Raw genomic sequence first — 13,052 nt, forward strand, 5'->3', positions numbered from 1 at the left:
CCTTATGAATCGCGCTCGCCTCGTCCGCATTATTGGCACCTACGGCGTATTGATCGCCCTGGCTGCGCTCATTCTGTTCGGTTTTCTGCGTTATGATCGGTTCGTCAGCTTCTACAATGTCATGACTCTCCTGCGTTACAATTCCATGTTCGCGCTGGTGGCGCTTGGTATGTGCTTCGTCATCATGACAGGGGGAATCGATCTTTCCGTGGGCTCCGTCGCTGCCTTGGGCAGCGTGGCTTCGGCATTGGCAAGCCCTTATGGAATCGTTCCTGGTCTCGCGGCGGGTATAGGCGCTGGGCTGGCCGCCGGGCTCATCAATGCGACCCTTGTCACACGCGCCAATCTGATGCCGTTCATAGCCACTCTCGCCACGATGCAGGCCGCCAGTGGCTCGGCCCTCCTGCTTGCGGGCAACCAGACCGTTTCGGTCTCCTATGAATCGGGCTTCACTGCCATCGGCCAAGGCAATTTCTGGACGTTTCCGATCCCGGCGGCGATCGCCGTCGTGGCATATCTCATTGGTTCCCTTGTCTTGAATTACACCGGTACCGGACGGGCGGTGTTGGCAATCGGCGGCGGCGAGGATGCTTCGCGTCTCATGGGCCTGCGGACCGATCGTGTGAAGTTTTTGGTCTATGTCGCGAGCGGGGGACTCGCAGGGCTCGCCGGCGTTATCCTGGCATCTCAGTTTGGGGCGGGACAGCCCATTGAAGGAGTGGGTTGGGAATTGTTCGCCATAGCAGCCGTTGTGGTCGGCGGGACGCTGCTCACCGGCGGCTCGGGTTCGGTTGTGACCACGCTCGCCGGCGTGCTCCTGCTCGGCATCCTTTTCAATGTTCTGAATTTCGAGAACGGCATGGGATGGATCTCGCTTTCAGCCTACTGGCAATCAGTGATCCGAGGACTGTTCCTCCTGGTCGTAGTCCTCCTTCAGGCCCGACTGACACGTCGGCGCCTCAACGCGCTCTGATCGTCTCGGTCCTCCCACTTAAGTATTGCATAAGGTTAGCTTGCAGGAATTCTCGTGCAAAGTCGGATCCGGGTGAGCACGCGACGTCAACGCGGCTCCGCGGATTCAGAAGACGCACGATTTAAGTCGTTCTGTCTATACGCAGGAACATTCCAGGTGTCGGGAGGTTAGGAAGCCCCAACCCTTGGAGGAAGCCTCATGTTCATGCACAATAAACGACTGCAATACACCGTTCGCGTTTCCGAGCCGAATCCGAGGCTGGCGTGCATGATCATGGAGCAGTTCGGCGGCGCCGATGGCGAGCTTGCCGCCGCAATGCGCTATTTCACCCAAGGGCTGGGCGAAGACGATGTCGGCCGAAAGGACATGTTGCTCGACATAGCGACCGAGGAGCTCAGTCATCTCGAGGTCGTCGGCTCGATCGTCACCATGCTCAACAAAGGCCTGAAGGCGCAGCTGGCCGAAGGGCAGATGAAAGAAGCCGAACTGTACTTGATGGTCGGCGCAAGCGGCACGACGGCCAAAGAGTCCATCTTGTTTGGCGGCGCACCTGCGTTGTGCGACTCGGCCGGAGTCCCGTGGACTGCCGCCTATATCGATTCCCGCGGCGAGCCTACCGTCGATCTGCGGTCTAACATTGCCGCCGAGGCGCGTGCCAAGATCGTCTATGAGCGACTGATCAACATCACCGAAGATCCCGGCGTCAAAGACGCCCTCGGATTCCTCATGACGCGCGAAATCGCGCATCAAAAATCTTTCGAGAAAGCACTCTACGCGATCGAGAACAACTTTCCGACGGGCAAGCTCCCCGGCATTGAGAAATATGCGAGTATGTACGTCAACACGTCGCAGGGTGAAGGGGACACAAATGGGCCATGGAATTCGGGAGACGAATGGGACCGCGTGGACGATCTTGAGGAAGTCATGCCAGCGGACGATGGCGATGGGACAGCAACAGTCAAGCTGGCGGCCAAAGACATGAAAGTGGTTACAAAAATGGGAGAGCGGACGCTTTCGGATCCCTCCTCCGATCCGACCACAGGCGCGGATATAGGCGCCGGGCCGGGGGCCGGACGAACCAAGAATGGCGACATGGGCGGCGCGGCCAATATCAACGAGGCGCCTGTGCGCGCCGAAGCCGCCGCTCGCAAGAAAAAATAAGATTCGGGCTGATTGAACCTGCCGACCTGACGAGGCTCGGTTTCGTCTACCCGTCACCGTCCTGACGGGTAGACGAGCCTGCAAGAGCGGAGAGGCGGAATCGTCTCCCGCACCTGTCTGCACTTTTCGCTTGATGTTTCGAGCACTTTGGGTGCGAGACGTTAGTCAGCGTTGGTCGCCAGACGTTGTCGTTGCGTTTCGGTTGCGCAGGGTTCGCGAACCCTTCAGAACAGCTCGATTGCGGACCGTGTGATCATCAGCCAACAGATTGCGGCCACGCGTGCAAAGGCCCCGATCATGCGCCCGGCGAATTCGGCGCGCGATGGCTCGATCTCCCCAGCAGCGGCTCGTACATCAACCTGTTGTTGGTGTCGAGAATCATCCGGAGCGGAGGCAATCCCGCAGCGTTCGCCGGCCCTTCCATATCCTGCTCCCACCAGATCGAGCGCATGGGCGCTGTCACGCATGTCGAGGAAGGCAGGGTCACGATATATCCGGACGGCCTTGCAGATCTTCCGAAGATGGGGCGCGACAGCCCCCAAAACGTTAAAAGCCGTGATCATGTACAAGCAAGGCCGCGACCGAGATGAACCTGCCTCAAGGCGAAGAGAGCAGAGCACCTTGGCACCCAAAATCAAGCACTGATGTGGCGCGCTCGGCGGATCCAACTGCTTAATTGGCCCTCCCCGCGCGTTCAGCTCTCCTTCTCGAGCTCCTGAAAGGCATCTCGAATGGCTGCGACTAGCGTCGCTATAGAATAGGGTTTCTGCACCCAACCCAGCGGTCTGGCCGCCTCGGCTCGAAGCCTCAAGTCGCGATCACCGTGCGCCGTCGTAAAGATACATCGTATGCCAAGCTCGCGGTACAATTCCACGGCCGCGTCGATGCCGTCCCGCTTGCCAAGCAAGCGGATATCCATCAGGGCAATCACCGCCTTGGTCGAGAGCGCCATACTTATCGCCTCATCGGCGCTGGTCGCGACGCCCGCTAGCGAGAAGCCTTCGGCCAGCAGTCCGGCCTCTATATCCAGCGCGATCAGGTAGTCGTCTTCGACGACCAAGATCGACTGGTTCAGAGTGGTTTCAGCGTGTCCTCCGCTCACATCATCTCGGGAGAAGACGACCTGCGGCCCGAACGATCGATTAATATCCCCCGCACGGCTCAACTCAGGTATCGCTGCTTTCGGTCGCAAGGCCAATCTCCTGGGGCATCAGACAAAAGGTCACGGTGCATCTGGACGGGTGCCGGCTAACTTCAAAAGTCCCGCCGATCTGTCGCACTAGGCCTTCGACAAGTCGCAGGCCTGACGACGACGAGCGCACCGAACTCAGTTCGAAGCCCGGGCCCTCATCCTCGACCACAAGGCTAATGGCTCGGCCGTTCTGTCTGATGGAAACACGGATGGTTCCAGGCCCATTTCCCGGCAAGCCGTACTTCACGGCATTGATCAAAAGCTCGTTGATAGTGAGCGCCAGCGGCATCGCAATGTCGTTTGGCAGTTGGATCGGATCTGCCTCGCAGAACAACTGAACAGCCGGGGGGAACATCTGTCTTGCGGTCTCGCAAACAGCTCCCAAGAAAGGTCGGGCACCGAAGTTGATGGCGTCGGGCGTGTCATAGAGGACTCGCTGAGCGGCAGCCATGGCGGCCACCCGCTTGCTGGCCTCATCCAGAACGGTCCGGGCCTCTGAACTCTTGCTGGTCCTCGCCGCAACCGAAAGCAGGGACTTCAGCATCATCATGTTGTTCTTCACGCGATGATTGAGCTCGTCGAGCAAGATCCGTTGCTGGGTTTCGGCCTGCCTACGCTCGCTCACATCGACCAGCATATTTATGGCGCCGGTGATGTTTCCAGCGGCATCGCGCATCGGGGTCGGATAGGGAATGAATGGAACCCGGGTTCCATCCGGCCGCTCGGCCACCGCTTCATATCCTCGGACGGGCCGCCCTTCGCGCAACGAGATGGCCATGGGACATTGATCGTGGGGAAGCGGCGTTCCGTCCGGCCAGTAGAGCTTCCATGTCACGCACCATTCGTCGGTGCCAATCACGGGCGTTCGGCCGGCGAGTTGCATCGCCGCTTCATTGAAATAGGTGATCTTGCCGTCGCGATCGGTGGTGTAGATCGCGGCAGGAATGGCAGCGAGCAGGTCTTTAAGCTGGCGCTCGCTGTCTTGTATTTTCGCTTCCGCTATCCTTTTGTCAGTTATGTCTCGGGCGATTTTGGAAGCTCCGACGATACGGCCTGAGGCATCCCGCACCGGCGATATTGTGAGAGAGATATCTATCAGCGTTCCGTCTTTGCGGCGGCGAACCGTTTCGAAATGATCGACGAGTTCGCCGTTGCGGATGCGGCCTAATATCAGCGGCTCCTCGTGCTGCCGATCCTTAGGAATGATGGTGGTGATGGGCTTGCCTACCATCTCCGCGGCCGTATAGCCGAAGAGGCGCTCGGCGCCGCAGTTCCAGGTCGAGACGATGCCGTTGAGATCCTTGCTTACGATGGCGTCATGGGAGGATTCCACGATTGCCGCCAGTCGCTGGGTCGCATTCTGTGCTCTGACACGTTCAATGCCGAACCCGAGCTGGCGCGCGATTGTCCGGGCGACTTCAATCTCTTCTGCCGAGCATTCGTGCAGCTCGTCGAAATAGGCCATGAACTTGCCCAGCAGACGCCCGCCTTCGATTATCGGAATGAAACAGACCGCGCCGATGCCTTCTGTTCGGATTGCGTCTCTTAAGTTGCTCGGGAGCTCGGCGTGTTCCACATCGCGCATGCAAATTGGCTGCGGATCGTGGTCTGCTGCGGACCAGGGCGAATGGCCCTCCACGGCGCTTCGATACGCGTCCGACAAGCCCCGCCAGGCGGCAAACTTCATCACTCCGCCTTCCAAAAGCAGAATAGAAGCGCGCTGACATCTTAGCCCGCGCTGGATCGCATCGAGCGCAGCCTCGTAGACGTCTTCGCGGGTATGGGCGTGCTGCAGCATTTCGGTCAATTGATGCAGCGCAGCCTGCTCCTCGGCCCTTTGCGCGAGTGTCGCCTCGATCTCTTTGCGCTCGGTGATATCGTGCTGCACCCGTACTGCGTAGTGAAACCGCCCGATGCCGTCGTAAACGCTGGAAGAGGTTACGACAGCCCAGAAAAGCGACCCGTCCTTGCGGACGAACCGCTTCTCGATCGTGTAGCTTTTGATCTCGCCGGCGACCTGTTGGCGATATTTCGTGCGATCCGCCTCGACGTCGGAAGGAAAGGTCCGATCGAAAATAGATCGGCCAACAAGGTCCTCCTGCGTACAGCCCAAAAGACGGCACAAATGTCCGTTCACCCGCAGCAGCCGGCCTTCGGCGTCAGCTTCCACGATTCCCACACCAGCGCTGTGATAGGTCAGGGCAAGTCTCTGCTCCTGTTCGCGCAACAACTCTTCCGCTTCGACCTTGTTAGTTACGTCGAGGGTGACGCAGCGCGTGTTGAGGAACCGACCACCAGCCGAACGAACATTTGATGTTATCTCCACCCAACGGATGGAGCCGTCTTTGGCGCGCAACCTCGCGCGATAGTGTTGAAGCTGCTCATGCCGAGAAAGGCGGTTCAAAATGTCGTCGATTGCGGCGGCATCGGCGTGAAATTCCCGGATATTGCGGCCGACGTATTCCTCCGCGGAATAGCCGAGCAAGTCCAGTTCGGCTCGATTGGCGCGCAAAATGGTGCCGTCATTGGCCACCAGGTGGAGAGCCACGGCTGCATTCTCGAAGAAATCTTCCATCTCGTTGCCGAGGAGCAGGACCGCACGGGGCCCTTCGACCTGCTCGCCATGGGCCAGGGATTTCGCGCCAGAAATGCTGGAGGGCAAGACTCGTCGTTCCATGAAAGGTTGAATTCCCCTGAACCCAGCTTAACACCCGGTTTCGCAAGAGGTTCCAACGCGCTGGGCAATTCACCTGGCCAGTAGCCGCAAGGGTTGATGCTGGAAGGCGTTCGCCGGTGCTGGGCCCACAAATCCGGCAACTCGATGACGCCGCTATTTTCTAGTCGTTTGCCGCTCGCTTGCACGACACCGCGACCTGACCAGACCCCATTTGGAAAGCAGCCAGTCAAAGATCCGGTTCCCGGCCTGGCTTCTGCCGAGAGGCTGCCTGCTCCAAGGACGCAACCGATGCTGCGGAGCGTTAATAATTCTGGACGCTAATACAAGTCGCTACATATTTAACGGTCGTGCAGTTGTCGGAGACTTAATAGGCACACGACTGCTGCCAAGGGATGACGCGCTGATTTCGGGATGGAGGGAAGATCACGCCGGCTCGGCGCCCAATGTAGCTGATTTCGTCATTCACAAGATTCTGGACACGTTCGAATACTCCGAGCGCGGCGCGGTGATCACGATGGTCGATCCAGGGCTGAACTACAGTCGCGCGAATTCATCATTAATTCATAATATCAGAAGATTCTCACGAGCTTGCATGCTGATGCTCCTCACTGTGGGCAGGCTGCGAATTCGGGCGGCGGCGAAACAGATACGAGCGGGGGGAGGAGGACTGACCAATGTCGAATAGAGAAATCGGAACATCCCGGTCGCTCGGGATGCGTGTCGCCGATCTGAGAACCAGGATGCGGGACGCCAGGATCACCGAGCATGAGATCAAGACCTTCCAGAAGGTCGCGGCCATCATGGGGCGCGGCGAAGGCTCCTTACGCATCGACGCGGACGATTTGATCGTCGCGTCCTTTCTTGCCGAGACGATGGGCGAACCGACGCTGAACTGACAGTTTCAGGTATCCCGGGTTCAGAAGCGGAGAGCCCGCGCCATGGTAAGCCTCCATTACGGGGTTGCTGTCGGCGCGGGCTTCGCCATCGTGCACGCCTTTGCCAGATTGATCAGAACGGGCGCATGCCGCGGATTTTCGATAAGCCGCGACTTGTCCGCAAGGCTCACGGTCATGGCTCTCGGCCCTTTTGCCGAACCGACCGTCAGCGCGCTGGAACATGTGCAGGGCCCGCAAGCGGCCGAAGCGAACATCCACGTCATGAGCAAGCCGCGGCTGGACGCTGGTGGCCACACCCTTCCCGTTCTACGTGCATGCGCGCCAGCATGACTACTACCGCTGGACGCCAGCTGGGCTCAAGCAGCTAATGGTCGACGGCGGCGTCGCCGAGGAGGATGTGCAGGCGTTCGGCTGGGGTAGCAAGGCGTGCGCCAAGGCTATGTCAGTGGGCCGGTGCGGGCTCACGCCCTATGGCGAGATCTCAGCAACGATGCGGAATACTCGCTGACGGTGTAAAGCCTGGTCGAGGGGCAAACATCAGCATAATTTTTAGAGTAGCCGAGTTGGGCCGCGAACCAGCTCCAACGATTGCGCTAACTCTATGTTGCCTTCACGATCCTTGGCTTGGTCGGGCGGCGGGATTGAGTTCGTCCTTCGAGAGCCAAGGCCAGCCGCTTCTCGTCTTCGATGGCGCGATCAACTGCCTCAATTTCTTCTTGGAGCGCTTTCAGCTGAGCACCATAGCTGGAGCCTTCGCTATCCCCGATCTGAAAGCCACTTGCCCGCATTGCGTCGCGCGTATGGTGCACATTACGGACGCCTTCGCGTCGAGTCGCGACCAGGATTTCCCTGAACTCTCCAAGACGTTCAACGTGAGTGCGGGTCATTGCGTTCTCCTATCGTCGGCATAGTAAGCCGGCGGCGATTCACAACTGCCGAAACTCATAGCGCAGACGCTATAAAATCTATGGGAAAGACTCTAGACAAATCATGATCATGAAAGGTCAAATTTGAACTTCTAGCAACAGGGCACAGGCGCGGCTGGTGAAAGTTAGCTTGTCGTCTATCTACGGCGTGCTGGTCTTTTTCATAGACCGCTTGTGCTGGCCCATCCAGCTGCCGATTCTACGCTTTGATTGTCCGCTTCTAGCGAAAGCGACGCGGTCAAGAAGTTCGATATGAGGCGCTTACCACTCGGAAAAATGGAGCCCCGTTTGGACTTCCGTTGGGCCGTCTGACCCGGGGGCCTCACGAACCGGCGAACCCGCCTGCCTGAACCAAGCCGGGGCTAGCCTGCCTTTTCAAGTTCGTCCGAAGCAGGTCGAGGTCAACAGACGCTGTTGGAAAAGGTAGAGGATTTTCGCACCCTGTTCCCCGATCGTCCGTCCAGACGATTTGGTGCTTCGCGCAGGGGTCACCGCACCGAAGAGGTATTTATTCCTGCTCTAGCCTGCCTTCAAGCTCCTTCAGAAAATGCGCTTCGTTAAGGAGCGAGTCCCAGTCCGTGCCGATGCGCTTAAGCAGTTCGCCAGCTTGGTCATCTGAGATGCCGGCCTCCCTGGCCAGCCGTGCCGCTAACTGATCCAACACGGCTTTCTCAGCCTCGGGCAAGCTGCCTTCCCGATGATGCATCGCCTCGAAGATCACCCCGAACACACTATCAACTTCCTCGTGGATTTCGCTGGCCGGAATGCGTTCTCGCTCTGCCCCTTTCATCATCTCATCGGCGAGATCACTGACGGCCATGGGATCATCTGTCATGGCGTTCGGCAGGTGCTCTGCCATCCATTTATCGAGGAAGTTGATGCCTCTGGTGCTCATTCCGGCATAAGCGGCAGGCGAACATTAGGTTCCGCTTGTGAAGGTGCGCTGAGCCCGCCACCCGCGAGGGGCGTCTGGAACGCGGTTGACATGAAGGCCTATCCGAGAAAGACCGGACGAAAGCGCAAGCACCTTGTCTTTTGAGCGGTCAAGCAAACTGTCTTAACCGAGGTCGATCCAGGCGGGTGCGTGATCGCTCGGCTTTTCCCATCCACGGGTCTCGACGTCGACACCTGCGGCCAGAATGCTCTCCGCAGGGGACGGGCTTACAAGCAGATGATCCATTCGCAGGCCGGAGCTTCGATCGTAGCCGCCGCGATACGAAAAATTCCAATAGGTGTAGATGCCCTTGCCCGGGTGGATCCGACGCATCGCATCCACCCAACCCAGGCCCAGCATGCGGGCATAGGCTTTCCTGCTTTCCGGGAAGAAGACGGCGTCACCCAACCAGCGGCGAGGTACTACGGCATCGATCTCAGTCGGGACGACGTTGAAGTCACCACAAAGCACCGTGCGCTCGCCCAAGAGCGATTTGCTGTAGTCGACAAGACGCTCGAACCAGCGCAGCTTATAATCGAATTTGGGGCCCGGCGCCGGATTGCCGTTCGGGAGGTAGATGCAACCGACGACCAGGCCGTCGATTTCAGCCTCTAGATATCGGCTGTGCGTGTCGTCGGGATCGCCAGGCAAGCCCCGGCGACGTTCGACCGGATCCCTCCCTCGCGCCAGCACCGCCACTCCGTTGTAGGATTTCTGGCCGTGCCAGATCGCGCCGAAACCGGCGTCCCGTATTGCTTCGATGGGAAATTTCTCGTCGGACGTTTTCAGTTCCTGAAGACAGACCACGTCATAGTCAGTCTCGGCCAGCCACTTCAGGAGCACCGGCAGCCGGCCGTTGACACCGTTGACGTTGAAGGTCGCGATCCGCGTCACAATGTTTTCCTTACGTGGAGTGCGCTGCTTCAGACATCTGCGGCGAAGGCTACGGCTTCGACATTGTGGCCGTCCGGGTCGAGCACAAAAGCTGCATAATAATCCGGTGCGTATTGGGCGCGAATGCCAGGCGCGCCATTGTCGCGACCTCCGGCGGCGAGGCCTGCCTTGTAGAACGAGTGCACCATAGCGCGGGAGCCGGCTCGGAACGCTATGTGGATAGGTGCAGGAGGAGGTCCGAATGCCCCTATCCAGAGACGACCGGCATGGCCACCCAACATTGCCCAGCCCTCTCCGGATTCGAGCACGCCAAGATCGAGAGGAGCGAGCACTGCTTTGTAAAAGGCGAGCGATTTTTCTAAATTCCCGACGTTGAAGCCGATGTGGTCGAACATGCTCCTATCCTCTGATTGACCCAACCTGGTAGCGCCTCAGTTTCAAATTGCCGCTTCTATTGGCGAGCTGTCACTTGGGCGTCCGACGGTCATCCACCTCTTCAATCTTGTCCAGAACCGCCTCCGGCGCCACATCGCGCTTGAGTTCCTTGAGCTCGTGATCCGCATCGGTATCTATGTTCAGACGCTTGGCAATCTCCTCCACCAGCTTGATAAGCTTGGTGGTTTCGTGCTCGTTCAGCAGACTGACCTGCAGATCGAGGTCTGCCCTGGAATTGTCCTCCGCACTCATTCGGTTCTGATTGATCAGCACGAAGGTCGAGAGAAAGATGGCCTCGACCGAGGCGAACATAGCCAAGATGACCAGTGATGGGTCCCAGGGTCTGACAAAGCTCAGGATGCCGAGATTGAGGGCGATCCAGATCCCGAAGAAGACAATGTGCAAGTAGACGAAGACCATGCTTCCTGCGAAGCCGCTTATCGCTGCGGCCGCGCGCTCCTCCAGCGATGCGGCCGTGGCTTCTCGTTTACGCCTCTCGATCAGCGCCTCAATGTTTCGCGCCAGGGCAGGGGCAAGGCCTTCCGGCGCCGCCTTGGTTGGCGTGAAGTGACCGTTGCTTTTCGATGCTGCCATCCGTCCAATCCAGTCTCTTCCGTCTAGCCAGCCTAACTCGCCGATCGACAATTCGCTCCGTTGAGGGTTCTCAGATGGCGGATATTTGGAAGAATCCTCTGTCCAAGATCGGTGGCGCCGCGTCACACCGGGTTGCCTCTTGCACCGGCGTTGTGCCAGGCCCAGCCCGGCCTATTTATGGGACATGCCCGGGCGCCGAAAAACCGAACCGACCGCCAAATTAATGGCTGAGTGGCCGCTTTCACCGGCGGCGACTCTGGGATCGTCCATGCGGGCCAGGGGCATTTTCCTCGAGATCCGCGCGCGCCTTCCCGCGCCCCTGAGAAAGCTGCTTCACATCGAATCCCGCGTGCTCACCTTGCGCCTGCCGGAGGGCGTCGATGCCGATGTGCAAGCGGCAGCGGCTATCGTGTCCAAAGCCATGCGCGACATCGAGGACCTTCCGGTCATCCCTCGCGAAGTCGAGGACATCCTGACGATCTCGTCGGGCGAGCGGCACCGCTGGCTGAAGGATGGTCGGTTGCAGAGCTCGGGGACCAGAACGGTCAAGCTTCGCGGCCGCGCCAGAAAGATCACCTTCCACGTCTTCGACCCGCGCCACATCGAGGATGTGCTCGATTGCGATCTGGTCACCGTCTGGCGCGAAGAAGACGACGCCACCCGCACCGAGAACCGGCGACGCGCTGCCGCCAAGGCGGCAGTCAAGCGTGCGCAAAAGAAGGGCCGCGAGGTTGCCCATTCAGCCAGGAATGGCCGAGACGAAAACTCGGAGGCCAAACTGCGCGGATGGGAGGATTTTGAGAGCGACGGGCTGCTGCGCTGACAAGCGGCTCGGGCATCAGACCGAGAATCTTTCACTATCGATCGTGATCTCAAGGACAATTCCGGCGGGGTCCCAATCTCGCACGACTCCGCCGAGCTCATTCGCGGCGGCGCGGATCAGGCGGCTTCCGAAGCCTTCGTCTTCGGTTGCGACCGGAGGTGGTCCTCCTACCTCTCTCCACTGGACACTCACCTTACCGTCTCTATTGGAGCAAGCGATCTCGATCGAGCCGGCGGGCGCCGAGAGGCTGCCATGTTTGGCAGCGTTTGTGGCGAATTCGTGTAGCAGGAGAGAAAGCGGCGTGATCATCGCTGGAGGCACCGGCAGATCGATGCCACTGATCGCGAAGCGGGGCTGCTCGTCAGTTCCATGCCGGTATGGCGCGAGGATTGCGGCGATCAATGCATGTAGGCTCGTCGCGCCATGAACAGACGGGCCAGTCGAGGGGAGCATCGTCAGCGCATGGGCCCGCGCGAGGGCGCCGAGGCGGTCAGAAACGGTGGAGGCGAGCGCGGCCGGAGTTTCAGCAGCTGGCGCGCTCAAATTGACGATGGTCCTTGCGATGGTAAAGAGGTTCTTCACGCGGTGGTCCATCTCGCGAAGCAGCAACTCCTGCTGCTCCTGCGCCCGCAGCCGCTCGGAAATGTCACGGCCGATCTTGGAGACACCGACAATTGCGCCAGACGCATCCGCGATGGGGGAAGCGGTCAAAGAGATGGGAATGCTGCTGCCATCCTTGCGCAGGCGAACGGTCTCGAAGTGCTCGACATGCTCTCCATTGCGAATGCGCACCAGGATCTGCCGCTCCTCGATCTGCCGATCGGGCGGTATCAGCAACATGAGCGGACGTCCGACCATTTCCTTGCGGCCGTAGCCGTAGAGACGCTCAGCGCCGCTGTTCCAGTCCGTGACGATGCCATCCAAATCGGTCGCGATGATTGCATCATCCGAGGATTCGACGAGCGCGCTCAGTCGCATCGCACTGGTTTCCGCCCGCTCCCGTTCGATCGCAAACCCGAGCTGACGGGCAATGGTCAACGCAAGTTCGCGTTCACGATCCCCGAAGCGATGGCGTGCCGGATAGTAGACCATGAACTTGCCGATGAGCTCGCGGGAGGTGGCAAGCGGGATGAAAGCCAGCGCTTCGATTCCCTCGCCAAGGACCGTGTCGATGATCTGCTGAGATTCACCGCTGAGACGAATATCCTCGACAAAGATAGGCTCGGCATCGTGCTCCCCGCGCGTCCACGGCGTGTGACCGTTAACTGCCTCGCGGTATTCATTAGAGAGTGAGCGCCAGGCGACGAAGCTCATGACGCCGTGGCTGTCAAATCTCAGGATCGAGGCGCGTGACGAACCGAGGGCGTCGCATATGGCATCCAGCGCCGCATCGTAGATCTCGCCAAGGCCGTTGGCACGGTAAAGTCGGTCGGTGAGACGAAAGAGGACGGCCTGCTCGCGGACAATATCGCCGTCGGCCGCCTCAAGCTGGCCTCGGCCCATGCCCGGATCACTCACGGCTCCGTGCTGCATGGCTCTGTCCCACG

General features: G+C 59.4%; 14 protein-coding genes. 5 read left to right on the forward strand and 9 right to left on the reverse strand.

Annotated elements, in window-relative coordinates; translation table 11 throughout:
- Positions 1–4 precede the first annotated feature (4 nt).
- Together LB538_RS11950 and LB538_RS11955 are read left to right on the forward strand one after the other, a co-directional pair.
- Complete coding sequence (locus tag LB538_RS11950; protein WP_224523278.1) at positions 5–973, forward strand: ABC transporter permease; 969 nt, start codon at positions 5–7, stop codon at positions 971–973.
- A gap of 198 nt (positions 974–1,171) precedes the next feature.
- Positions 1,172–2,134, forward strand: coding sequence for a manganese catalase family protein (locus LB538_RS11955; protein WP_224523280.1), 963 nt, complete (start codon positions 1,172–1,174; stop codon positions 2,132–2,134).
- 224 nt (positions 2,135–2,358) lie between these two features.
- Here LB538_RS11955 and LB538_RS11960 read toward each other — a convergent pair whose 3' ends face one another.
- The 3 genes from LB538_RS11960 to LB538_RS11970 form a co-directional block, all read right to left on the reverse strand.
- The gene (locus LB538_RS11960; protein WP_224523281.1) at positions 2,359–2,703 is read right to left on the reverse strand and encodes a hypothetical protein; all 345 of its coding nucleotides are present in this window, start codon (positions 2,701–2,703) and stop codon (positions 2,359–2,361) included.
- A gap of 125 nt (positions 2,704–2,828) precedes the next feature.
- Complete coding sequence (locus LB538_RS11965) at positions 2,829–3,326, reverse strand: response regulator (RefSeq protein ID WP_224523283.1); 498 nt, start codon at positions 3,324–3,326, stop codon at positions 2,829–2,831.
- Positions 3,301–6,003, reverse strand: a complete 2,703-nt coding sequence (locus LB538_RS11970; RefSeq protein WP_224523285.1) for a PAS domain S-box protein — start codon at positions 6,001–6,003, stop codon at positions 3,301–3,303. Before LB538_RS11970 ends, LB538_RS11965 begins: the two co-directional genes overlap by 26 nt.
- A 674-nt stretch (positions 6,004–6,677) precedes the next feature.
- On the opposite strand from LB538_RS11970, the gene LB538_RS11975 reads away from it, so the two are divergent.
- Positions 6,678–6,899 (forward strand): hypothetical protein, encoded by a 222-nt coding sequence (locus LB538_RS11975; protein WP_224523287.1) that lies wholly within the window; start codon positions 6,678–6,680, stop codon positions 6,897–6,899.
- 42 nt (positions 6,900–6,941) lie between these two features.
- The gene (locus LB538_RS29260) at positions 6,942–7,229 is read left to right on the forward strand and encodes a hypothetical protein (protein WP_181174709.1); all 288 of its coding nucleotides are present in this window, start codon (positions 6,942–6,944) and stop codon (positions 7,227–7,229) included.
- A 269-nt stretch (positions 7,230–7,498) separates the two neighbouring features.
- Here LB538_RS29260 and LB538_RS11985 read toward each other — a convergent pair whose 3' ends face one another.
- The 5 genes from LB538_RS11985 to LB538_RS12005 all read right to left on the reverse strand — a co-directional run bounded on the left by LB538_RS11985 (position 7,499) and on the right by LB538_RS12005 (position 10,682).
- Positions 7,499–7,786, reverse strand: a complete 288-nt coding sequence (locus LB538_RS11985; RefSeq protein ID WP_095768510.1) for a hypothetical protein — start codon at positions 7,784–7,786, stop codon at positions 7,499–7,501.
- Between the two features lie 547 nt (positions 7,787–8,333).
- Positions 8,334–8,720, reverse strand: a complete 387-nt coding sequence (locus LB538_RS11990) for a hypothetical protein (protein ID WP_224523295.1) — start codon at positions 8,718–8,720, stop codon at positions 8,334–8,336.
- A gap of 162 nt (positions 8,721–8,882) precedes the next feature.
- On the reverse strand, positions 8,883–9,653 hold the full coding sequence (gene xth / locus LB538_RS11995) for an exodeoxyribonuclease III (RefSeq protein ID WP_224523297.1): 771 nt from the start codon (positions 9,651–9,653) through the stop codon (positions 8,883–8,885).
- A gap of 29 nt (positions 9,654–9,682) precedes the next feature.
- A complete protein-coding gene (locus LB538_RS12000) occupies positions 9,683–10,048 on the reverse strand; it encodes a VOC family protein (protein ID WP_095770219.1) in 366 nt (121 codons plus the stop codon).
- A 70-nt stretch (positions 10,049–10,118) separates the two neighbouring features.
- Positions 10,119–10,682: a DUF1003 domain-containing protein gene (locus LB538_RS12005; RefSeq protein WP_224523298.1), complete on the reverse strand. Its 564-nt coding sequence runs from the start codon at positions 10,680–10,682 to the stop codon at positions 10,119–10,121.
- 184 nt (positions 10,683–10,866) lie between these two features.
- On the opposite strand from LB538_RS12005, the gene LB538_RS12010 reads away from it, so the two are divergent.
- Complete coding sequence (locus LB538_RS12010; RefSeq protein ID WP_224523301.1) at positions 10,867–11,505, forward strand: hypothetical protein; 639 nt, start codon at positions 10,867–10,869, stop codon at positions 11,503–11,505.
- A gap of 15 nt (positions 11,506–11,520) precedes the next feature.
- Here LB538_RS12010 and LB538_RS12015 read toward each other — a convergent pair whose 3' ends face one another.
- Positions 11,521–13,038, reverse strand: coding sequence for a PAS domain S-box protein (locus tag LB538_RS12015; RefSeq protein ID WP_224523302.1), 1,518 nt, complete (start codon positions 13,036–13,038; stop codon positions 11,521–11,523).
- Positions 13,039–13,052 lie beyond the last annotated feature (14 nt).

It is taken from the genome of Mesorhizobium sp. Ca11 (assembly GCF_020165275.1).
Classification (GTDB): domain Bacteria; phylum Pseudomonadota; class Alphaproteobacteria; order Rhizobiales; family Rhizobiaceae; genus Mesorhizobium.

Excerpts from the sequence above, each read along its gene's own strand:
- LB538_RS11955 (WP_224523280.1), top strand. The coding sequence starts at position 1,172 with ATGTTCATGCACAATAAACGACTGCAATACACCGTTCGCGTTTCCGAG.
- LB538_RS11970 (WP_224523285.1), bottom strand. The coding sequence starts at position 6,003 with ATGGAACGACGAGTCTTGCCCTCCAGCATTTCTGGCGCGAAATCCCTG.
- LB538_RS11975 (WP_224523287.1), top strand. The coding sequence starts at position 6,678 with ATGTCGAATAGAGAAATCGGAACATCCCGGTCGCTCGGGATGCGTGTC.
- LB538_RS12005 (WP_224523298.1), bottom strand. The coding sequence starts at position 10,682 with ATGGCAGCATCGAAAAGCAACGGTCACTTCACGCCAACCAAGGCGGCG.
- LB538_RS12010 (WP_224523301.1), top strand. The coding sequence starts at position 10,867 with ATGCCCGGGCGCCGAAAAACCGAACCGACCGCCAAATTAATGGCTGAG.
- LB538_RS11950 (WP_224523278.1), top strand. The coding sequence starts at position 5 with ATGAATCGCGCTCGCCTCGTCCGCATTATTGGCACCTACGGCGTATTG.
- LB538_RS12015 (WP_224523302.1), bottom strand. The coding sequence starts at position 13,038 with ATGCAGCACGGAGCCGTGAGTGATCCGGGCATGGGCCGAGGCCAGCTT.
- LB538_RS11985 (WP_095768510.1), bottom strand. The coding sequence starts at position 7,786 with ATGACCCGCACTCACGTTGAACGTCTTGGAGAGTTCAGGGAAATCCTG.
- LB538_RS12000 (WP_095770219.1), bottom strand. The coding sequence starts at position 10,048 with ATGTTCGACCACATCGGCTTCAACGTCGGGAATTTAGAAAAATCGCTC.
- LB538_RS29260 (WP_181174709.1), top strand. The coding sequence starts at position 6,942 with ATGGTAAGCCTCCATTACGGGGTTGCTGTCGGCGCGGGCTTCGCCATC.
- LB538_RS11990 (WP_224523295.1), bottom strand. The coding sequence starts at position 8,720 with ATGAGCACCAGAGGCATCAACTTCCTCGATAAATGGATGGCAGAGCAC.